Origin of the sequence: Streptomyces sp. CB02009 (assembly GCF_001905825.1) — a bacterium.
Lineage (GTDB): Bacteria > Actinomycetota > Actinomycetes > Streptomycetales > Streptomycetaceae > Streptomyces.
Map to the genome: position 1 here is coordinate 645,454 of NZ_LIVV01000006.1, position 21,084 is coordinate 666,537.

The 21,084-nt window shown below is 74.0% G+C and carries 15 protein-coding genes; 6 read left to right on the forward strand and 9 right to left on the reverse strand.

Annotation, left to right across the window (positions count from 1 at the left end; translation table 11 throughout):
• Positions 1–133: 133 nt before the first annotated feature.
• Together AMK27_RS26685 and AMK27_RS26690 are read left to right on the forward strand one after the other, a co-directional pair.
• The gene (locus tag AMK27_RS26685) at positions 134–3,772 is read left to right on the forward strand and encodes a S1 family peptidase (protein WP_073913086.1); all 3,639 of its coding nucleotides are present in this window, start codon (positions 134–136) and stop codon (positions 3,770–3,772) included.
• A 31-nt stretch (positions 3,773–3,803) separates the two neighbouring features.
• Positions 3,804–4,772 (forward strand): bifunctional riboflavin kinase/FAD synthetase, encoded by a 969-nt coding sequence (locus AMK27_RS26690; RefSeq protein WP_073913089.1) that lies wholly within the window; start codon positions 3,804–3,806, stop codon positions 4,770–4,772.
• A 155-nt stretch (positions 4,773–4,927) separates the two neighbouring features.
• Here AMK27_RS26690 and AMK27_RS26695 read toward each other — a convergent pair whose 3' ends face one another.
• From AMK27_RS26695 to eccE, 8 genes are all read right to left on the reverse strand, one after another.
• Positions 4,928–5,938, reverse strand: a complete 1,011-nt coding sequence (locus AMK27_RS26695) for an ABC transporter ATP-binding protein (protein ID WP_073913092.1) — start codon at positions 5,936–5,938, stop codon at positions 4,928–4,930.
• On the reverse strand, positions 5,935–6,909 hold the full coding sequence (locus tag AMK27_RS26700) for an ABC transporter ATP-binding protein (protein WP_073913094.1): 975 nt from the start codon (positions 6,907–6,909) through the stop codon (positions 5,935–5,937). Before AMK27_RS26700 ends, AMK27_RS26695 begins: the two co-directional genes overlap by 4 nt.
• Entirely contained in the window at positions 6,906–7,820 is a 915-nt protein-coding gene (locus AMK27_RS26705) for an ABC transporter permease (RefSeq protein ID WP_073913096.1), read from the reverse strand. The genes AMK27_RS26700 and AMK27_RS26705 overlap by 4 nt, the downstream gene beginning before the upstream one ends.
• Entirely contained in the window at positions 7,817–8,878 is a 1,062-nt protein-coding gene (locus AMK27_RS26710; protein ID WP_073913098.1) for an ABC transporter permease, read from the reverse strand. Before AMK27_RS26710 ends, AMK27_RS26705 begins: the two co-directional genes overlap by 4 nt.
• Positions 8,879–8,881: 3 nt before the next feature.
• Positions 8,882–10,717 (reverse strand): ABC transporter substrate-binding protein, encoded by a 1,836-nt coding sequence (locus tag AMK27_RS26715; RefSeq protein ID WP_073913270.1) that lies wholly within the window; start codon positions 10,715–10,717, stop codon positions 8,882–8,884.
• 192 nt (positions 10,718–10,909) lie between these two features.
• Positions 10,910–14,377 (reverse strand): SCO5717 family growth-regulating ATPase, encoded by a 3,468-nt coding sequence (locus AMK27_RS26720; protein WP_073913101.1) that lies wholly within the window; start codon positions 14,375–14,377, stop codon positions 10,910–10,912.
• Positions 14,378–14,614: 237 nt separating this feature from the next.
• A complete protein-coding gene (locus AMK27_RS26725) occupies positions 14,615–15,442 on the reverse strand; it encodes a hypothetical protein (protein ID WP_073913103.1) in 828 nt (275 codons plus the stop codon).
• Positions 15,442–16,743 (reverse strand): type VII secretion protein EccE, encoded by a 1,302-nt coding sequence (gene eccE / locus AMK27_RS26730; protein WP_073913105.1) that lies wholly within the window; start codon positions 16,741–16,743, stop codon positions 15,442–15,444. Before eccE ends, AMK27_RS26725 begins: the two co-directional genes overlap by 1 nt.
• Positions 16,744–16,933: 190 nt before the next feature.
• Between eccE and eccB the strand changes: the two genes are divergently transcribed.
• The 4 genes from eccB to AMK27_RS26750 all read left to right on the forward strand — a co-directional run bounded on the left by eccB (position 16,934) and on the right by AMK27_RS26750 (position 20,660).
• On the forward strand, positions 16,934–18,490 hold the full coding sequence (gene eccB / locus AMK27_RS26735) for a type VII secretion protein EccB (protein ID WP_073913108.1): 1,557 nt from the start codon (positions 16,934–16,936) through the stop codon (positions 18,488–18,490).
• Positions 18,491–18,502: 12 nt separating this feature from the next.
• Positions 18,503–19,783 carry a type VII secretion-associated serine protease mycosin gene (gene mycP, locus AMK27_RS26740; protein WP_073913110.1) on the forward strand — a complete coding sequence of 427 codons (1,281 nt, stop codon included), beginning with the start codon at positions 18,503–18,505 and terminating at the stop codon, positions 19,781–19,783.
• A 190-nt stretch (positions 19,784–19,973) separates the two neighbouring features.
• On the forward strand, positions 19,974–20,324 hold the full coding sequence (locus AMK27_RS26745; RefSeq protein ID WP_073913112.1) for a WXG100 family type VII secretion target: 351 nt from the start codon (positions 19,974–19,976) through the stop codon (positions 20,322–20,324).
• Between the two features lie 48 nt (positions 20,325–20,372).
• Positions 20,373–20,660, forward strand: coding sequence for a WXG100 family type VII secretion target (locus AMK27_RS26750; RefSeq protein ID WP_073913115.1), 288 nt, complete (start codon positions 20,373–20,375; stop codon positions 20,658–20,660).
• Between the two features lie 66 nt (positions 20,661–20,726).
• Here AMK27_RS26750 and AMK27_RS26755 read toward each other — a convergent pair whose 3' ends face one another.
• Positions 20,727–21,020, reverse strand: coding sequence for a DUF397 domain-containing protein (locus AMK27_RS26755; RefSeq protein ID WP_079188599.1), 294 nt, complete (start codon positions 21,018–21,020; stop codon positions 20,727–20,729).
• Between the last annotated feature and the right edge of the window lie 64 nt (positions 21,021–21,084).

Consider the following 21,084-nt stretch of genomic DNA (forward strand, 5'->3'; position numbering starts at 1 on the left):
CGAGAGCTTGTCCTACGGAATGCCGAAGAACCACCCGATCAGGGAGGCGCTCGGAGTGAAGGGGGGAGCGCCAGGGGGCGCGTTCCCCTCTCGTGGTCCTTCGTGTGATCACCGGCGACCTACCGTCGACACCATGGGACGCGGGGACCTGGCGACGCTGGTGCGGATCTGCGATCTGGCGGGCCGGCCACGCGGCACCGGATTCCTCGCCGACCACCACGGAACGGTCGTCACCAGTCACGAAGCCGTCGACGGGCTCAGCCGTGTCGTCCTGCACGCCCCCGGCGACCGGACCTGGCTCGCCGAGGCCGAGGCCGTCACCCCGGTGCCGGAGAGCGGCCTCGCCCTCGTACGGACCGAAGGCCTCGGCGTCCGGCCGCTGCCGCTCGCGACCCGCACCGGCATCGAACCCGGCACCTACGTACGGATCGCCGCCCACGGCTGGCGCGAGGCGCGCGTGCTCGGCCCCGCCGCCGTCACGTACACCGCCACGGACCGCCTCCACGCACTCGCCGACGCCCTCGAACTCGCCATCGGCACCGAGGGCGCCGAGGCCCTCCGCCTCGGCGGACAGGCCGCCGGCGGCCCCGTCCTCGACACCGCCACCGGTACCGTCCTCGCCGTCCTCGGCACCGCCCTGCGCGGCGACCGCCCGGCCGCCGGATACGCGGTACGGCTCCGCCCCGGAGGCCCCCTCACCGCGCTCCTCCGGCGCAACGCGGCCACCGTCCCCGCCTACGGCCCCGATCTCAACCTCGCCGGAATCCTGGAACTCACCGCCACCTCCACCGGCCCCGTCCGGGACCCCGGCCCCTGGCCCGAACCCGTCGAACGCCCGGAGTGCGTCCGCGAGTTCACCCGCTTCACCGCGGGCGACCCGCCGGTCCTCGCCCTCGTCGGCGCCCCCGGCAGCGGCCGCACCACCGCCCTCGCCGCCCTCTGCGCCCGCCGCGCCCGGGGCGTCGCACCCGCCCCCACCGTCCGGCTGCGCGGGGCCGACCTGCGCGCCGGGGACCGCTCGCTCGCCGAGGCCGTCGGCCGGGCACTCCGGCAGGCCGGCCGGATCGTCGCCGCCTCAGGGGCGCTCGGCGACACCACCACGGCCACCCCCGAACGGGCCGCCGCCCTCTCCCACGAGGCGGGCCGCCCGCTCCTCGTCGTCCTCGACGGCCCCGAGGAGATGCCCCCGCACCTCGCCCACCGGCTCGCCGACTGGACGGCCGCCACCGAGGACTGGCTCCGCGCCCACCACGTCCGCCTGGTCACCGCCTGCCGCCCCGAGCACTGGGAACGCGCGGGCGCCCTCTACCGGCCGGACGCGCTGCACCGGCCGACGACGGGGCCCCGGGACGGAGCGCCCGGCGGACTGCCGGCCGCCCTCGTCCTCGGGCCGTACTCCGCGGCCGAGGCGCAGGCCGTACGCGAGGGGTACGGGCTCGTGGAGACGGACCTGGCCGAGGCCGACGCCCGCCACCCGCTGGCCCTGCGGCTGCTCGCCGAGGTGCGGGCCGCGCTGCCGGCGGACGTCCCCGGGCGGCCGGGGCGCGAGGAGATCTTCACCGCGTACCTCGACCTGATGTGCCTGCGGATCGCCGTCCGGGTCGCCGCGGGCTCCCGGCCCCTGCCCTCGGGAAGCGCCGTACGCCGCCTCGCCGCCCGCGTCACCGGCCAGGTCCACGAGGCGGCCCGCCGCTGCCTCGGCCCCGGGCACGGCGTCCTGGACCGGGCCTCCTTCGAGGAGCTCTTCCCCTGGCGGGAGGGCTGGGCCTCGGCGGTCCTGACCGAAGGGCTGCTCGTCCCGGCGGGCTCCGGCTACCGCTTCGCCCACGAGGAGCTGGCGGACTGGGTGCAGGCGGCCCACCTGGACCTGGACGGCGCCCTGGGGGCGCTGCTCTCCCCGGGGCCCGGCTCCCTCGCAGGCCCCGGGGCCGCGGCCGGTCCCGCCGCCCTCGCCGACCCCCTCGAGCCGCCCGCCGTCCCCCGGCAGCGGACTCCCGGCGAGGCGCCCCCGCCGGTCCCGCGCCACCGCATCGGCCCCGTCCTCCAGGCGCTCCTGCTGCTCCACCGGGAGCGGGGCCCTAGTGGTCTGGCCCCCCGGCTCGCCGTGCTCGCCGAGGCCCTCGGGCGGTACGCCGACGAGGCGGACGGAGCCTCCGGGGACGGCCCCTGGTGGGCCGCCCGGCTGTTCGGCGAGAGCGTGCGGAGGCTGCCGGACCCCCGTCCGTACCTCCCCGTCCTGCGGCTGCTCGCCGACCGGATCGGGGCGGGCACCGGCCGGATCGGGGCCCCCGGCGGGCGGCACGCGGTGTTCGCCGCGTTCGGGCCCGGCTTCTGGCTGGGGCTGCCGCTCGGGGAGGACGAGCGGATCGACCTGCTGAGGCGGCTCGTCCCCGCCGACCCGCCGCCGGCCGACCCGCCCTCAGCCGACCCGCCGCCCGCCGGCCCGCCCTCCGGCGAGGACCGCGGCCACGACCCGGGCGAGGACCTGGGGGAGTACCCGGGCGACGGTCCCGGCGGCGGGCGGGCCCTCGCGGCCGTCGCCGCCCTGCTCGCCGCGGACCCCCGCGGCGTGCAGCCGCTGCTCTGCCGCTGGTTCGGCGACGACCGCGCACTCCCCGCCGCCGGCGGCGCGACCGTCGCCACCGCCGCCCAGGCCCTGCTGCACACCCATCGGGCGCTCGCCGTCGACGACCTGTGCGAGGCGCTCGTCGCCACCGCCCACCCGCTCGCCGACGGCCTGCTCGCCGCCCTCGCCGCGGACGAGCCCTCCGCCGTCTGCCGGGCCGTCGACCGCTGGGCCCACGACGACGGGCGGCCGGAGCGGCGCGTCGCGGCCGCCACGTACGGGCAGCTGGTCGCCGGTCACGCCACCCGCCCCGCCGACCGCGAGCTCCTCCGCTTCGCCGCTCTGGCCCTGCTCGCGCGGCCCGGCGACCAGCCCCTCCACGGCGCAGCCCTCGGCCTGCTCATCCGTGACCCGCACACCCGGGACCGCCATCTGCCCCGCGCCCTCGCCGAGCCCCGGGTGCCCGCGAGCGCCCTCGTCGCAGCCCTCGCCGCCGACCCGGGGCCGGTCCTCGCCGCCTTCGGGGCCCGGCTCGACGGCGCGGGCGAGGCCCCCGCCGCCGCCCTGCGGGCCCTCGCCGACGTCGACACGCCCGCGCTCGCCCGCCGGGTGGCCGGCCTCGTGCGCGGCTACGCCGCCCGCCACCCCGAGGGCGCCGGGCACGTGGCCGACTTCGTCGACCGGCGCTTCGAGTACGGCCCGGCCGCCCGAGCCGTCCTCCACCCCCTGGTCTCCTGTCTGATCAGGGGCCGTCCCGCGCGGGTGCGCAGCGCCCTCGCCCCCGTCCTCGCCGCGCCCGGCACCGGCGCCTCCCGGCATCTGCGGGCCGAACTCCTCGACGTACTCCTGGAGCACGAGCGGTACGAGGCGGAGACGGGGGAGTTCACCGTCCTGGCCGCCCTCCTGGAGGCCGCCGCGGCGGGCTCGGAGCGGCGCAGCGAGCCGCGTACCCGTGCGCTCACCCTCCGGGTCGGCGCCCTGTGGGTGCGTACCCCCGAGGGCGCGAGACTGCTCGACCCGGCCCTCGCGGGACACCTCGGCGCGTGGCCCGCGTTCGCCACGCTGCTCGCCCACTGGGTGGTCGGCGACCCCGCCGCATGGGCGCCGCTGCTCGGTCCCGAGACCCTCCGGGCGCTGCGGAGCCACGGCACTTCCATGCCGATGCGGACCGAGGGCCGCGGGCATGGCAGTCTTAGACCTGCGTAATCGGCGAACAGGCGGACGAGGAGCGGTCACAGTGCAGCGCTGGCGTGGCTTGGAGGACATCCCCCAGGACTGGGGGCGCAGCGTCGTCACCATCGGCTCCTACGACGGTGTGCACCGCGGGCACCAGCTGATCATCGGGCGGGCCGTCGAGCGCGCCCGGGAACTCGGCGTCCCCTCCGTGGTCGTCACCTTCGACCCGCACCCCTCCGAGGTCGTGCGGCCCGGCAGCCACCCGCCGCTGCTCGCCCCGCACCACCGGCGCGCCGAGCTGATGGCCGGCCTCGGTGTGGACGCGGTGCTCGTCCTGCCGTTCACCGCCGAGTTCTCCCAGCTGTCCCCGGCCGACTTCATCGTCAAGGTGCTCGTCGACAAGCTGCACGCGCGGGCCGTCATCGAGGGCCCCAACTTCCGCTTCGGACACCGGGCCGCCGGAAACGTCGCCTTCCTGTCCGAGCTCGGCGCCACCTACGACTACGAGGTCGAGGTCATCGACCTGTACGTGAGCGGCACGGCGGGCGGCGGCGACCCCTTCTCCTCCACCCTCACCCGCCGGCTCGTCGCCGAGGGCGACATGGCCGGGGCCGGCGAGATCCTCGGCCGCCCGCACCGCGTCGAGGGCATCGTGGTCCGCGGCGCGCAGCGCGGCCGCGAACTGGGCTTCCCGACGGCCAACGTCGAGACCCTCCCGCACACCGCCATCCCGGCCGACGGCGTCTACGCCGGCTGGCTGACGGCCGACGGGGAGCGGATGCCGGCGGCCATCTCGGTCGGTACGAACCCGCAGTTCGACGGCACGGAGCGGACGGTGGAGGCCTACGCCATCGACCGCGAGGGCCTTGACCTGTACGGGCTGCACGTGGCCGTGGACTTCCTCGCGTACGTCCGCGGGATGCTGAAGTTCGACACGCTGGACGACCTGCTCGAAGCGATGGCCGGCGACGTGAAGCGCTGCCGGGAGCTGACCGAGGTGTACGACCTGGAGCACCCCCAGGCCGGCTAGTCCGCCGCCGTACGACCAGGAGCACCGCCAGGCGGCCGACCCGCCGCCGTACGCCCAGCCCGGTCCCGATCCGGTCCCGACCGGCCGCGAGGCGGGAGGCCCGCACCGCCTCCCGCCTCGCGGGCCCGTCGCCCCCGGCGCCTCGGACCACCGCCTCAGACCACCGCCTCCCGCGCCACCCAGTGGCAGGCCACCTCCTGCTCCCCGCCGCCGCCCAGGACCGGCAGGCTCTCGCCCCGGCAGCGGTCCGCGACCGCCGCCGCCTCGCCCGAGGCCAGGATCTGGCAGCGGGCGTGGAAGCGGCAGCCGGACGGGACGCGGGACGGGTCCGGCGGTTCGCCGGTCAGCACCACCGGAGCGTCCCCGGACTCCGGGAGCACCGACAACAGCGCCTGGGTGTAAGGATGCCGAGGCCGGGTCAGGACGGACTCCACCGTGCCGGTCTCCACGACCCGGCCCAGGTACATCACCGCGACCCGGTCCGCGATGTTCCACGCGAGACCCAGGTCGTGCGTCACCACCAGGGCGGAGAGCCCGAGTTCGTCCCGCAGGCGGAGCAGCAGCGCCAGGATCTCGCCCCGTACGGAGGCGTCCAGCGAGGCCACCGGCTCGTCGGCGACGATGAGTTCGGGTTCCAGGACCAGGGCGCCCGCGATGACGACGCGCTGCCGCTGTCCGCCGGACAGCTCGTGCGGGTAGCGCAGGAAGAAGCGCTCCGGCGGGCGCAGCCCGGCCCGCGCGAGGGCCCCGGCGACCGCCTCCCGCTCGTCGCCCGCGTAGCCGTGGATCCGCAGCCCCTCCGCCACCGCGTCGTACACCGTGTGCCGGGGGTTCAGCGAGCCGCTCGGGTCCTGGAGGACCAGCTGGGCCCGCTTCCGGTACGCCTTGAGGGCGGCGGCGCCGTACCCGAGCGGCTTCCCGTCGAAGGAGACCGTCCCCGACGTGGGCCGGACCAGGCCGAGGAGCGAGCGGGCCAGGGTCGTCTTGCCGCAGCCCGACTCCCCGACGAGGGCCACGATCTCGCCCGCGCCGATGTCCAGGTCCACCCCGTCGACCGCCCGTGCGGGCGGCGCGCCCCGCCGCCCGGGGAAGGTGACGTGCAGCCCGCGCGCCGACAGCAGTGCCGCCGCCTTCGCCTCCGTCCGCACGGCCGTCTCCGTACTCATGACGCGCTCCCCACATGGACGCAGGCGGCCCGGTGGTCCGTGCCCGCCTCCCGTAGCTCCAGATCGAGTTCTCCGCAGGCGTCCACCGCCACCGGACAGCGCGGGTGGAAGGTGCAGCCGCCCGGCAGGTCCGCCGGGTCCGGCGGGTCGCCCGGCAGGCCGCGCGGCGCCCGCCGGGACGCGAGGTCCCCGACGCGCGGGAACGCCGACGACAGCGCCCGGCCGTAGGGGTGCCGAGCGGCCTCGTACACGGCCCTGGCCGGGCCCTCCTCGACGACCCGGCCCGCGTACATCACGGCCAGCCGGTCGCAGGTGTCGGCGAGGACCGCGAGGTCGTGGCTGATCATCAGGAGGCTGATGGACTGCTCGGCCACGAGACGCTCGATCAGCCGCAGGATCTGCGCCTGGATCATCACGTCGAGCGCGGTCGTCGGCTCGTCCGCGACGATCAGCCGCGGATCGCAGGCCAGCGCCATCGCGATCATCACGCGCTGCCGCTGCCCGCCGGACAGCTCGTGCGGGTAGGCGGCCGCGCGCGCGGCGGGCAGACCGACGTGTTCGAGCAGCTCGCCGGCCTTTCTGCGGGCCGCCGCCGGGGTCGCCCGGCCGTGTACGAGCAGCGGTTCGGCGATCTGGTCCCCGATCCGGTGCACGGCGTTGAGCGAGTGCATCGCGCCCTGGAAGACGATCGACGCCCCCGCCCACCGCACGGCCCGGAGCCGGCCCCACTTCATGGCGAGGACGTCGTCGCCGTCGAGCAGGATCCGCCCCTCGATCCGCGCCGACGCGGGGAGCAGGCGCAGCAGCGCCAGGGCGAGCGTGGACTTGCCGCAGCCGGACTCGCCGGCCACGCCGAGTTTGCGGCCCGGCTCCAGGGTCAGGTCGACCCCGCGCACGGCGGGCACGGCGGCCGCGCCCGACCCGTAGGTCACCCTGAGGTCCCGTACCTCCAGGAGGCTCTGCGTGGTCATCGACTCACCCCCAGCTTCGGATTGAGCACCGACTCGACGGCCCGGCCACACAGGGTGAACGCCAGCGCGACCAGGGCGATGGCGATGCCGGGCGGGGCCAGGTACCACCAGTGACCGGAGGAGACCGCGCCGGCCTCGCGGGCGTCCTGGAGCATGCCGCCCCAGGAGACGACCGTCGGGTCGCCGAGCCCGAGGAAGGCGAGGGTCGCCTCGGTGAGGATGGCGGTCGAGATGCCGAGCGTGGTCTGCGCGAGCACCAGCGGCATCACGTTCGGCAGGACGTGCCTGGTCATGACGTGCCCGTGGCCGCCGCCGAGCGCGGTCGCCCGTTCGATGTACGGGCGGGACTCGACGGCGATCGTCTGGGCCCGCACCAGGCGGGCCGTGGTCGGCCAGGAGGTCACGCCGATGGCGATGACGACCGTCCACATCGACCGGGACATGACGGTGGCGAGCACGATCGCGAGGACCAGGGTCGGCATCACCAGGAACCAGTCGGTGATCCGCATGACGACGGTCGAGAACCAGCCGCCGTAGTGCCCGGCGATGATCCCCACGAGGGTGCCGATGGCGACCGAGAGGGCCGCCGCGAGGAGTCCGACGAGCAGCGAGATCCGCGCGCCCCAGATCAGCAGGCCCAGCAGCGAGCGGCCGAACTGGTCGGTGCCCAGCGGGAACTCGGCGCTCGGCGGCTCCAGGGCGGTGCCCGGGGCCTGCGTCACGGACTGCACGTCGGCGCCCACGGTCCACGGGGCGGTCAGCGCGAGCAGCGCGATGAGGGCGAGCCCGGCGAGGCCGAGGAGCCCGGCGCGGTGGGTGCGGTACGCCTTCCAGAAGCGGGACACCGAGCTGCGGCGGCGTTCCCACCGCAGGGAGGTCGCCGACGGCAGCGTCGGCTCGGTCGAGGTCATCGGCCCACCCTGGGGTCGAGCAGCGGATACAGCAGGTCGGCGATCAGGTTCATCAGGATCATCGCTCCGGCGAAGACCACGAAGAGGCCCTGGACGAGGGGCAGATCGGGCACGCTGAGGGCCTGGTAGAACAGCCCGCCGAGTCCCGGCCAGGAGAACACCGTCTCCACCAGGATCGAGCCGGCCGCCACATGGCCCAGATTGATGAAGATCATCGTCACGGTGGGCAGGAGCGCGTTCGGCACGGCGTGCCGGCGCCGCACGTCGTCGTCGCGGAGCCCCTTCGCCCGTGCCGTCGTCAGGTAGTCGCCGCCCATCTCGTCGAGGAGCGAGGAGCGCATCACGAGCAGGGTCTGCGCGTACCCGACGGCCACGAGCGTGACGACCGGCAGGACGAGGTGGTGGGCGACGTCGAGCACGTACGCGAAGCCGGTCTCGCCCGTGCCCGACTCCATGCCGCCGGTCGGGAAGAGCCCCGGGACCGGGCCGATGCCGACCGAGAACACGATGATGAGCAGCAGCCCGAGCCAGAAGGAGGGCACCGACCACAGGGTGAGCGCGATCCCGGTGTTCAGCTTGTCGCCGAGCCCGCCGTGGCGCCAGGCCGAGCGGGTGCCGAGCCAGAGCCCGAGCGCCGAGTAGACGACCACGGCGACGCCGGTGAGCAGCAGCGTCGCGGGCAGCTTCTCCGCGATCAGGTCGCCGACCGGGGCGCGGAACTGGAACGAGGTGCCGAGGTCGCCGGTCAGGGCCTTGGCGCAGTAGTCGGTGAACTGCTGCCACAGTGGCAGATCGAGTCCGAACTGACGTCGCAGCGTGGCCAGTTGCTCGGCGGAGGTGGGCACGCCGTGGGTCATCGCCTTCACCGGGTCGCCGGGGATGATCCGGAACAGGAAGAAGCTGGTGACGAGGACGGCGAAGAGGGAGACGAGCGCGCCGCCCAGCTTGCCCGCCGCGTGGCGGAGATAGCCGAGGGAGGAACCGGTGCGGTGTGCGCCGTCCGTGGTGCGGGCCTCTTCGGCCCGCACCACGTCGGCGGGGGTGCTCGCGGTCGTCACGGACTACTCGCGGTCGTCGGCGGTGGTGCGACGGCGACGGGCGGTCCAGACGCCCACGGCGACGAGGACGAGCGCGACCGGGCCGAGGACCAGCCAGAGGGTCGTGCCGGAGCCGGAGCTGTCGCCGCCCGACGCGGAGGCCGTGGGCGTGGCCGACCACCAGCTCCAGTAGCCGTCCTGCCCCCACAGGTTCCCGGCGGCCTCGGGCATGGTCGTGATGGACGCGATCTGGTCCGTGCGGTACGCCTCCAGGGCGTTCGGATAGGCCATGATGTTCATGTACCCCGTGTCGTACAGCCGGGACTGCATCCGCTTCACCAGATCCGCCCGCTTGGCGGTGTCGTACTCCACCGCCTGCTGCGCGTAGAGCCCGTCGAACTCCTTGTCGCAGATGAAGTTGTCGGTGGCCCCGGAGTCCTTCACCGTCGCCGGGAGCGTGCCGCAGGTGTGGATCGACAGGACGTAGTCCGGGTCGGGGTTGACCGACCAGCCGTCGAACGCGAGGTCGTAGTCACCCTTGACCCACGGGTCCGAGACGCTGTCCAGGCACTCGACCTTCAGGCCGATGCCCAGCGCGCCCCACCACTCCTGGAGGTACTTGCCGACCGCCTTGTCGTTCGGGTCGGTGGCGTGGCAGAGGATCCGGAACTCCAGCGGCTTGCCGTCCTTGCCGATCCGCTTGCCCTCGGCGTTCTTCCGGTAGCCGGCCGCGACCAGGGCCTTCTCCGCGGCGACGGGGTCGTACGACCGCTTCTGGGCGTCCTCGGGCTTCCAGAAGTACGAGCCGAAGCGCGGCGGGATGTAGCCCTCGCCCTCGACCGCGTGCCCCTGGAAGACCTTGTCGACGAGGGTGGTGCGGTCGACCGCGAGGAAGAGCGCCTTGCGGACGGCCGGGTCGAGCAGCGCCTTGTGGCCGTTGCCGAAGGTCTTGCCGTCCTGGGCCCGCGCGCCGGGGTTGGTGGCGATGGCGTAGAAGCGGCGGCCGGGGGCGTCGTTGACCTTGACGTTCTGCTGGGTCTTCAGCGCGGCGGCCTGGGCGGGCGTCAGGTTCGGTACGAAGGACACCTCGCCCTTCTGGAGGGCGGCGACGGCGGCGTCCCCGTCCTTGTAGTACTTGAAGACCAGCTCGTCGAACTTCGGCGCGCCCCGCCAGAACGTCTTGTTCGGCTTGAGCTTGATGTACTGGTCGACCTTGAAGTCCGTGATGACGAACGGCCCGTTGCCCACGATGGGGAACTGCTTGTCGTTGTTGAACTTCGAGAAGTCGCCGACCTTCTCCCAGACGTGCTTCGGCACGATCGGCACGTCGAGCGCGGTCATCGTGGCCTGCGGCTTCTTCAGGCGGATGACGAGCGTCTTCGGGTCGGGCGCGGTGACCTGGGCGAAGTTGGCCGTGAAGCTGCCGTTGGCGGTGGCGGCGTTCGGGTCGGTCATCATCTTGTTGAAGGTCCAGGCCGCGTCCTCGGCGGTGGCCGGCTGCCCGTCGGACCACTTCGAGTTCTCGCGGATCGTGTACGTCCACGTCAGCTTGTCCGCCGACGGCGTCCACGCGGTCGCCAGGCCCGGGACGGTACGGGCGTCCTTCGCGTCGTAGTTGGTGAGGTACTCGTACGCCAGCCGGTGGATGCTGGTCGAGGTGAGCTTCTGGGCGAGGAACGGGCTCAGCGAGTCGATGCTCTGCGAGACGGCGACGGTGAGCGTGGTGCCCGCGGACTTGTCGTCCTCCGCCGCGGCGGTACCGGGGACGGCCACGAGCGAGACGGCGGTGACACCGCCGGCGAGCAGCAGGCGGAGCGCTCGGTGAGCGGGGGCGTGACGGGGTGGAACCTTCGTGACCATGACCATGGGACGTGACCTCGCGTCGGGGGATCTGTCGTGGATCTTGGGCTGACGGTGAGTGAAGCGAAGGTTTATCAGCGGTGGTCTGCCGTCGTCAACGATCCCTCAAACCCCTTGTGGGCTGCGGGAATGCCAAGAGGCCCCGTACCGGTGAACCGGTACGGGGCCTCATTGGTCTACTCCTGTGAAGCCCTACTGCTGAGGGGCTGGCGGAGCCTGCGGAGGCTGCTCCTGGGACCAGTCGGGCGGCGGGACCTGTCCCTGTCCCTGGTCATGGCCCTGCCCCTGTCCCTGCGGCTGCCCGTGACCGTGATCCTGCGGATCGGCCTGCGGCGGCAGCGGCTGACCCGGCTGCGGCTGCTGCCACCCCTGCGGCATCCCGGGCGGGCCTGCGGGCGCGCCGTACGGCTGTCCGGGCGCGGGCTGTGCTCCGTACGGCTGACCCGGCGCGGGCTGCTGGCCGTACGGCTGCTGCGGCGGTACGGGCTGTGCCCCGTAGGGCTGTCCGGGCGCGGGCTGTGCTCCGTACGGCTGCCCCGGCGCCGGCTGCTGACCGTACGGCTGCTGCGGCGGGTAGGGCTGGCCGGGCGGCTGCTGACCGGGCATCGGCTGCCCCGGTACGGGCTGTCCGGGCGGGAACTGGCCCGGCATCGGCTGACCGGGTCCGGGCTGGGCACCGTAAGGCTGCCCCGGCACGGGCTGTCCGGGCGCGAACTGCCCCGGCACGGGCTGCCCCGGCATCGGCTGGCCGGGCATCGGCTGCCCCGGCATCTGGTGGCCCGGCATCGGCGGGGCCATGTGGGGCGGCAGCGCGCCCTGGCCGTCGCCGGTCCACAGGCCCTGCGCCTGCTGCGCCCGTACGAAGTCCTCGGCCACCATCGCCGAGAGGTGGAAGTACGCCTCCCGGGTCTTGGGCCGCATCATGTCGAGGTCCACCTCGGCGCCGGCCGACAGGTGCTCGTCGAAGGGCACGACCACGACACCGCGGCAGCGGGTCTGGAAGTGCTGCACGATGTCCTCGACCTTGATCATCTTGCCGGTCTCGCGGACCCCGGAGATGACCGTGATCGAGCGCTGCACCAGGTCCGCGTAGCCGTGCGCGGAGAGCCAGTCCAGCGTCGTCGACGCGCTGGACGCGCCGTCCACGGAGGGCGTGGAGATGATGATCAGCTGATCGGCGAGGTCGAGCACTCCGCGCATCGCGCTGTACAGCAGACCCGTACCCGAGTCCGTGAGGATGATCGGGTACTGCTTGCCCAGGACGTCGATCGCCCGCCGGTAGTCCTCGTCGTTGAACGTCGTCGAGACGGCCGGGTCCACGTCGTTGGCGAGGATCTCCAGACCGGACGGCGCCTGCGAGGTGAACCGGCGGATGTCCATGTACGAGTGCAGGTACGGGATCGCCTGCACCAGGTCGCGGATGGTCGCCCCGGTCTCGCGCCGCACCCGGCGGCCCAGGGTTCCGGCGTCCGGGTTGGCGTCGATCGCCAGGATCTTGTCCTGCCGCTCGGTCGCGAGCGTGGCGCCGAGCGCGGTGGTCGTCGTGGTCTTGCCGACACCGCCCTTGAGCGAGATGACCGCGATCCGGTAGCAGGACAGGACGGGGGTGCGGATCAGCTCCAGCTTCCGCTGCCGCTCCGCCTCCTCCTTCTTGCCGCCGAGCTTGAAGCGCGCGGCGGCGCCGCCGGGCGTCCGGCTGGACTTGGGCTTCTGCTTGTTGTTCCGCAGCAGCCGGTCGGAGGACAGCTCGACGGCCGCGTTGTAGCCGAGCGGGGCGCCCGGCACGGACCGCTCCCGCTGATCGTGCGTCACGGGCGAGGGCCAGGCGGCCCCCGTCCGCGGGTCGACGGGCTGTCCGTCGTGCGGGGGCTGGGGGGCCGGGGCCTGCGGGGGTACGGCGGCGGGGTGCGGATAGCCGTAACCGCCTTGGGCCTGCGGCGGCACACCGCCGGGGACCCCGGGCTGTCCCGCCGGGTCCTGCGGCCCGGGAGCCGCACCCGGCGGGTAGCCGTAACCGGTCTGCTGCGGAGGCGTGCCGGGGTGCGGGAAACCGTAGCCGCCCTGGGGGGCGGCCGGGGGCTGGGGCTGCGACGCCTGGGGAGCCTGGGGGTAGCCGTAACCGGCCGGAGCCTGGGGCTGCTCGTACGGAGCCTGCTGGGCGCGCGGCGGCTGCGGGGCCTGCGGCGCCTGCGGGTAGCCGTAGGCGCCGGGCGCCTGGGGCTGCGGCTGGGCCTGCGGGGGTACGGGACCGGGCGCGCCGGGAGTGGTGGGCGGCGGCCACGCGGCGGCCGGCGGCAGCGGCGCGGCCTGGGGCTGCGGCTGGGCGCCCGGCTGCGCGGGCCACTGCTGGGCGGGCCCGGGAGCGGCCGGCTGGAACGACGGAGGCAGCGGCGGCAGTCCGGCGCCGGCCTGCGGCCCGGCGGCCGGGAAGGGCTGCCCGGGCGCGGGAAGCGGCGCGGCACCGGGGAACGGGCCGGGAGCCGCGTCGGGTCCGAAGCCCTGCGGCGCGGCGTCGGCGGGCGGCTGGGGGACGGCCGCCATCGGCTCGGTCAGTGCCTCGGGAGGGGTCGGGGCGGCGTCCGGAAGCGCGGCGTCGCCGGAGGCGTCCGCGGGTACGGAGTCGTCGACCGGGGCGGAGCCCGCGTCGGGGGCCGTCCCGGATTCCGTGCCGGGGCTCGCCGAGGCGTCGGCGGCCCGGCCGGACACGGCCTCGTCCTGAGGCTCCGGCGCCTCGGGCGCCTCGGAGTCCGCGGCGGCGTCGGCGGGGAGCGCGTCGCCCGTGCTGGAATCCGTGCCGGAATCCGTGCTGGAATCCGCGCCGGACTCCGTCACGTCCACCGCGTCCGTCGCCTCGGAGTCGGCCGCCTCCGCTGCTTCGGCCGCTTCTGCCACGGCCGGTGCGCCGGCGTCGGTGGTCGCGGCGGGCTCCTCGGTGCCGGCTCCCGGCGCGGCCGGGGTGGCGGGCGTCGCCGAGGCGGCGGGTGCGGCCGCGGTGCCCTCCGCCGCGCGCTCCGCGATCTCGCGCTGGAGGGCGGCGGGGGAGAAGCGCATGGTCGAGCCGCTCTCGACGTCCCCGCCTCCGAACGGCGCCGCGGGAGCGGGCGCCGGAGAGCCGGGCAGCGGGGCGGGCGGCGGGAAGGAGCCCGGCACCGAGGCGTCGGAAGACGCGACGACGGGAGGTGCGACGACCGGAGGCGCGACGACGGGAGGCGCGGTGAACGGGGGAGCGGCGACCGGAGGCGTCACCGCGTGAGGCATCCCGACCGGAGGCGTACCCGTCGCGGGTCCACCCACCACCGGCGGGCCCGCCACAGGAGCGCCGGGGACGGGAGTGCCGGTCACAGGAGTACCGGGGACAGGAGTGCCGGTCACGGGGGTCCCGCCGGCCGGCGTGCCCGCCGCCGGAGCGCCCGCGTTCCAGCTCGGCTCGAAGCCGCTGCCCGCCGGGAGGCCCGGGACCGGGACCGGAACAGGTGCTCCGCTCGGGGGCGGGGGAGTGGCACCGCCGGCCCCCGCACCGCCCGACGCGTTCTGCGTGTACCAGGCCGGCGGGGTGTAGTCGATGGTGAACTCACCCGTCATCTCGGCGGGATCCGCGTCGGACTGATCGTCGGCGGGCGGACTCCAACCCCCGTGGATCTCGTCGCGATCGCCGTTCACTTTGCCTCCTGGTGTGGTCGAGCACCCTTGTGCCGTGGTGGGCGGGGCTCTTCCACCCTAATCGGCGCGGGCAACCCCCGGGCAGGCCCGACGGCCCCTCCGCGCCTGTCCCCGTGACCCGGTCCGGTCGTCAAGTGACCTGACCACGTCGCAGAGTGAGAACCCCGACCGTTCGAAACGATGCAAAACCGGACGTACTTGAACGAGTTCATGCCGTCTGGTGTCGCTCGGTGCCGGTCAGTCCATCCTGCGGGCGGCGCCCAACAATCCGGTCTCGGCGTCGGTGCCCTGCGTCATGACGAACTGGCGGTCGCTCGGCGTGCACCAGAGCGTCACTCCGTCCGCGAGCGTGGAGAGCGCCTCGTACTCATGGCGCGGCAGGCTCATGATGCGGCCGATCTGCGCGGCCTCGTCGGGGGAGACCCGCTGGACGCCGACCAGCGAGGACTTCTCCAGGAGCCGGGGCGCGACCGGGCTCAGATAGGGCAGCAGCGTGACCACCGACTGCCAGGGCGCCGACACGACGCGGCCGCGCGGCGGACGCATGCCGCAGTCGCGGATCACGACCACGGGACTGCCCGCGGACGCGCCCTGCGGCGGTACGCGCCCCACGTCGTGCAGGGCGATGCACGGCTGGCCGCCGCCGGCGGCCTGCGCGAGCGCCGTCCAGGCCTGCGCGCGGCCGGTCTCGACCGCCACCCGGGCGCCGGTGGCGGCCGCCCGGAGGGCCAGTACCTGGGCGGTCCACAGACCGCCGATGAGCGTGATGTCGTACGGCACGGGCCGGTTGATGCCGAGCACGGCGGGCCGGCTCTCGGCGTCGACGCCGATCACCATGCCGTCGTCGCCCACCGGCAGGGCCAGCGCCTCGAGTTGGTCGAGGGGGACGGAGTGCCGGTCGCGGCGCGGCCCGACGAGCCCGAAGCCGAAGCGGGGCTTCCCGGCCCGGCCCGTACCCCGGGTGCCGGTGCCCCGGGAGGCGGCCCGGCCGGAGCCGCCGGCGCCCGGACGGGCCGACGGGCCGAAGGCGGGAGAAGGAGAGGGAGAGGAGGCGGCGTGGGACATCAGCGCGCACCCCCCAGCGGCAGCGTCGCGAGGATGCCCGGCACCTGTTCACGGTCGAGTCGCACGAGTCCCGTCCTCACCCCGCGCGCCGCGCGCTCCAGTTCGTGCCGCGCGGCCACGAGTTCCTCGTCGCTGCGCCCGGTGATCCGTACGTGTCCGGTCACCGTCACCTCCTGCCGGTCCCCGCCGCTCAGCGTCAGGCTGAACGTCGTCGCGAGCGCGGGCAGCGAGGTCAGCAGGGCCACCAGCTGCGGCATCGAGGCCCCCGAGCCGCCCTGCCCGCCGAGCTGGGGCCAGCGACCCACCCAGTACGTGGTGTGCCGCCGGTCGTCCACCCGCCAGGTCCGCGCGGTCTCCTGGGTCCGTCGTGCCTGCGTCTGGCCCCGGCCCGCCTGCGCTATCGCCATCGGACTGGCGCAGGTCGAGGTGGCGAGCGCCGAGACGAGTTCCTGCTCGGTCAGCACGCTCGCCGCGAAACCGGCGCCCGCGAGCCGGCTCGCCAGCTGGTCCGCCGCCCGCACCACGCACTTCTGCGCGCCCTTGAGGCCGCCGCCGCGCGCGGCGACCGCCTCGGGGCAGAGCTCCGGGTCGAGTTTGAGCGCGATCCAGGTGATCCGTACGGCGGGCGAACCCGTCTGCGCCTGGAGCGGCCCGTAGTTGCGCGCGGCCATCGACTGCGCGGGCAGGTGCGGCGCGGGAGCGGGCTGCGTGTGCTGCACGACCTGGGCCGACTCCAGGCGGATGCCGTCGACGCTCAGGACGTCCCGGACGAGCCCGACGGGCAGCGGCGCGGACGCCCGGTCCGGGCGCAGGGCGGTGCCGTCCGCCTCGACCCGCAGGACGGCGGTCAGGAAGGTGCCGTCGCCGATCATGCCGACCGGCCGCCGGTCACGGTCGCTGTACGCGTACGTCCGCAGGGCCGGGTCGCACTCCACGACTGGCGCGAGCCCCGGCTCGGTGCCCTCGGGCACCGTGAAGGAGGACGCCTTGCGGGTACGCGTCCGCAGCGCGAGGAACGTTCCGAGCCACTCGGGAAGCGAGCGGCGGTGCCGGCGGACGACCGCCATCAGCACGAGCACGACGGCGACCACGCCCGCGGGAACCATCAGCATCGGCTCGACGACCCAGGCGACGAGCAGCAGAGCCGCCGCCACCTCGATCAGTACGAGCTGTTGCAATTGGAACGAACCGAAGTGTCCTGGGCGCGCCTGGAGCTTCGGCGAGACCGAGGAAACAGGCCCCGTGGACGGGGGTGCGGAGGCGGTGGCCGCGGCGGGCCGCGTCCGCGTCGCGGAAACCATGATGGAGAATCCCCCTCAATTCATCCCGATCACCCTGGCCCGCCAGGGCATTGGCGGCCGGATCACCCTACCCGCCCCACGAACCCCACGGGACAGCAGGCATAGTAGGGGGCCGGTCCGACAGCCGGGGCCCGGGTGTCACCTCCCCCGGCTCCCGCGCGAAGATCGCGCCTGACGAGAATGGGGACTCATGGCATCGCGGCGGGACGAGCTCAACGCGTACACCTTTGCGAAGAAGCGCACGGTGGCGGCATTCCTCCAACCCTCGCCCTCCGGCACGGAGGAGGGGGCGCCGAAGCCGCTGCGCGCGATCCTTCCCGGGCTGATCGTCGCCGCGCTCGTGGTGGCCGGCTTCGGCGCCTGGGGCATGTTCAAGCCGCAGGCCCCCAAGGGCTGGGACACCCCCGGCACCCGGGTGATCGTCGGCAAGCAGTCGACGACCCGGTACGTGGTCCTGGAGACCGGCACGGGCAAGGACAAGAAGACCCTGCTCCACCCCGTGCTCAACCTCGCCTCCGCGCGGCTCCTCCTCGACCCCGAGCAGTTCCAGGTCGTCCAGGTCGCCGACAAGACGCTCGACGAGGGCAAGAACACGCCCCCGCGCGGCCCGATCCTCGGCATTCCGTACGCCCCCGACCGGCTGCCCACCGCCGAGGAGGCGGGCAAGGCCAAGCGCTGGGCGGTCTGCGAGCAGCCCGGCGGCGGCACGGGCGCCAGTGTCCAGAAGGCGACCTTCCTCTTCGCCGAGCGGGACCTGAAGCTCACCGAGAACGGCAACCGGCTCAAGGACGGAGAGGTCCTCTACGTCAAGGGCCAGACCGGCGCGGCCCAGTTCGTCGTCGACCACACCGGCACCAAGTACCCGCTGAAGGCGGAGAACACCGGACTGGTCACCGCACTCTTCACTCTCAACGCGCAGCCGCAGGCGGTCACCGACGACTGGCTCGCCACCCTGAAGACCGGCGACCCGATCGACTTCCCGCGCATCGAGAGCAACGAGGTCGGCCGCTCCACCGAGATCCCCGGGTCCAGCCTGACCGCGACCGAGAGCAGGATCGGGAACGTCCTCGTCGCGCCGACCGGTTCCGGGCCGCAGAGCTATGTCGTCCTCCCCGGCAAGGTGCAGCCGGTCACGCCGTTCACCGCCTGGCTGCTCATCAACTCCCCGCAGACCCGGTCCCTCGACATGGACGGCGACGCCACCCAGGTCGACGCCTCCTCCTTCGTGCCGGACCCGACCGTCTTCCACGGTGAGGTGAACTGGCCGAAGTCGAGGGCCAAGAGGGTCAACTCCGTCACCGGCCCGGACGCCCGCGACACCGTCTGCAGTGTCCTCACCGACGTCGGCGAGCAGGGCCGGACGACCCTCGCGACCTGGGCCGGTCCCCAGTACCCCGCCGACATCACCGCGGGCGGCAGCAGCACGTACGTCACGCCCGGCACCGGCCTGCTGTACACCCAGACCCAGGGCACGCGGGAGACGGCCGGCGGTTCGCTGTTCCTCGTCACCGACACGGGACTCCGCTACGCGGTGCAGGCCAACGGCGACAGCGACTCCGCCCCCTCCGAGATCGGCGCCGGCGACAAGGAGGAGACGGCCGACCGCCGCCCGCAACCCAGCGACGCCCAGAAGCGTCTCGGCTACGACAAGGTCGTGCCGGCCCGCGTCCCGATCGAATGGTCCGAGTTCCTTTCGAAGGGTCCCCGGCTCGACGCCAACAGCGCGGCCCAGCCGCAGGGTTCCTAGGGGGTGGCACCGATGACGACGACCACCCGCGCCGCGGCACTCCTCGCCGCCGGCACCCTCACCGCGCTCCTCGCGGCCCCCGGCGCGGCCTCGGCCGCGCCCGCCGCCCCGGAACCCCGTGACGGCGCCGGCGCCGCCCCCGTCCTCGACGGCAGCGGCGAGTGCACCTTCCCCATGAAGAAGCAGATCGCGGACACCCCCTGGCCGCTCCAGCGGGTCCTCCTCGACGAGCTGTGGCAGGACACCAAGGGCAAGGGCGTCAGGGTCGCCGTCATCGACACGGGCGTCGACGACGTCAACCCGCAGCTGAAGAAGGCCGTCGACGCCAAGGCGGGCAAGGACTACCTCAAGCCCGACAAGGAGAACCGCGGCTTCGGCGACGAGCAGCGCGGCAAGACCGACGGCACCGTCGACCTGGTCGGCCACGGCACCAAGGTCGCGGGGATCATCGCCGCCCGTCCCGCCGACGGCACCGGATTCGTCGGGCTCGCGCCCGAGGCGACGATCATCCCGATCCGGCAGAACGACGAGAAGAACAGCGGCAAGGCCGACACGATGGCGGAGGCCATCACCTGGGCCGTCGCCAAGGGCGCCCACGTCATCAACATCTCGCAGGACACCACCCAGCGACTCGGCCCCGAGACGAAGATGGCCAAGGCGGTGGCCGCGGCCATCAAGAACGACGTCGTCGTCGTGGCCTCCGCAGGGAACGACGGCATGGACGGCGGGTCCAAGCTGACCTACCCGGCCGCCTTCCCCGGGGTCCTCGCCGTCGCCTCCTCCGACCGGAACAACGAGCGCGCAGCGTTCTCCCAGTCGGGCCCCATGGTGGGCGTCGCCGCCCCCGGCGTCGACATCGTCTCCACGGTCCCCGGCGGCGGCCAGTGTGTCGACAACGGCACCAGCTTCTCCGCTCCGTACGTCGCCGGTGTCGCCGCCCTGCTCCGCGCCGAGCACAAGGACTGGAGCGCGGCCCAGATCGTCGCCCGGATCCAGCAGACCGCCGTCCGCTCGGTGAACGGACGCGACAACTACGTCGGTTGGGGTGTGGTCGACCCGGTGCGGGCGCTCGCCGACACCCCGGGGACGCCACCCACGGCGCCCACGCCCGACCCCCGCCCGCCCAAGCCGCCGACTCCCGAGCCGGCCCGACTGGCGCTGTCGGAGACGCCTCAGGAGCGCTCCGAACGGCTCGCCACCTACACGTTGGGGATCGGTGTCGTCCTGGTGGCCGTGGTCGCCGGGACCGCCACCGTGATCCGCGACAGCCGACGTGGAAGGGGGGTCCGTTGACCGGCGTGTCGGTCAAGTATCCCGACCCTCCTTTGCAGTTGGAACTGCCGCCGTCAATGGCTAAAGTGACCGCGGGGCGTACGGCAGTGCGATCCCAGCACGGGGGCGGCATCAGAAGATTCCCGTCCGCATCACGACCGGATGGCCCGACGGCCCAGCCGTCGACGCCACCGAAGGAAGAAGGGGCAAGATGTCGAAAGACCTGAACGTAACCAGTGCCGAACAAGTCAAGCTCGCCGGCCGGATCCAGGACTTCTCCGACGAGCTGCAGTCCCGCATCACCTCGCTCAACAGCGTGGTGGACCGCGTTCAGGCGGGCTGGCAGGGCGCTGCGAGCAAGGAGTACGACCGGGTCCAGAACGACCTGAACCAGCGCCTGCGCAGCATGCGCCAGGAGCTCTCCAACCTCGAAGAGATGATGCGCATGAGCGCCGACGGGTTCTCGCGCGAGGAGGAGGACCGTCTGCGGTCCTTCCGTTCGATGGACACCGGCGGCGGCGCCGGCGGTGGCGGCAACTCCAGCGCCATCCTCGGCGTCTGAGCCACTCGACCAGTCCACCGGGCCACTCTCACTCCAGGAGTCAACACCATGACCACTGCGGTCAATTACGACACCGTGACGCAGGCGGCGGCCGACACCCGTCTGACCTCCACCACCCTCACCCAGAAGCTGGACGACCTCATGGCCGAGGTCAACCGCGTCGCCAGCAACTGGGAGGGTGAGGCCAAGATCGCGTACCGCGAGACGCAGGACCGCCTGACCCGCGACATGGCCGGCATGAACCAGGACCTGGCGCGCATCGCCCAGCTCCTCGACGAGTCGGTCGTCGGCTACCAGGACACCGACCGCGGCAACGCCGCCCGGTTCCGTATGTGAGCTCGGTCGAGCACGCGTGAGGGGGTGGCCCGTACGACGGGCCACCCCCTCACGCATGTCCGCGGGTCACCGCAGGTCGAACTCGCCGTCCCTGGCCCCGAGGACGAACGCGTCCCACTCGGCCTTCGTGTACCGCAGCACCGTCCCCTTGTCGAGGGACGAACGCATCGCCACCGCCCCCTCGGGGAGCCGGGCGATCTCCACCCGCTCCTCGTCCGGGCTCGTCCCGGGAGCGCCCTCCCACGCGACGCCCGAGATGTCGAGCGCGTACAGCTCGTCCTTCTGGCGCTGCTTCTCGGCGGCCAGAGCGGCGTCGGCGGCGCTGTCGGCGCTGGTCGTGCTCGTGTCTGCGTCGGTCATCGGCGCGTTCCCTTCGCGGTGGTACGGCGGTCCCTCCCACAGTAGTGGGACCGCCGTACCCGGT

Coding starts and splice junctions, on each gene's coding strand:
- AMK27_RS26685 (WP_073913086.1), top strand. CDS start 134: ATGGGACGCGGGGACCTGGCGACGCTGGTGCGGATCTGCGATCTGGCG.
- AMK27_RS26695 (WP_073913092.1), bottom strand. CDS start 5,938: ATGAGTACGGAGACGGCCGTGCGGACGGAGGCGAAGGCGGCGGCACTG.
- AMK27_RS26700 (WP_073913094.1), bottom strand. CDS start 6,909: ATGACCACGCAGAGCCTCCTGGAGGTACGGGACCTCAGGGTGACCTAC.
- AMK27_RS26705 (WP_073913096.1), bottom strand. CDS start 7,820: ATGACCTCGACCGAGCCGACGCTGCCGTCGGCGACCTCCCTGCGGTGG.
- AMK27_RS26715 (WP_073913270.1), bottom strand. CDS start 10,717: ATGGTCACGAAGGTTCCACCCCGTCACGCCCCCGCTCACCGAGCGCTC.
- AMK27_RS26725 (WP_073913103.1), bottom strand. CDS start 15,442: ATGTCCCACGCCGCCTCCTCTCCCTCTCCTTCTCCCGCCTTCGGCCCG.
- eccE (WP_073913105.1), bottom strand. CDS start 16,743: ATGGTTTCCGCGACGCGGACGCGGCCCGCCGCGGCCACCGCCTCCGCA.
- eccB (WP_073913108.1), top strand. CDS start 16,934: ATGGCATCGCGGCGGGACGAGCTCAACGCGTACACCTTTGCGAAGAAG.
- mycP (WP_073913110.1), top strand. CDS start 18,503: ATGACGACGACCACCCGCGCCGCGGCACTCCTCGCCGCCGGCACCCTC.
- AMK27_RS26745 (WP_073913112.1), top strand. CDS start 19,974: ATGTCGAAAGACCTGAACGTAACCAGTGCCGAACAAGTCAAGCTCGCC.
- AMK27_RS26750 (WP_073913115.1), top strand. CDS start 20,373: ATGACCACTGCGGTCAATTACGACACCGTGACGCAGGCGGCGGCCGAC.
- AMK27_RS26755 (WP_079188599.1), bottom strand. CDS start 21,020: ATGACCGACGCAGACACGAGCACGACCAGCGCCGACAGCGCCGCCGAC.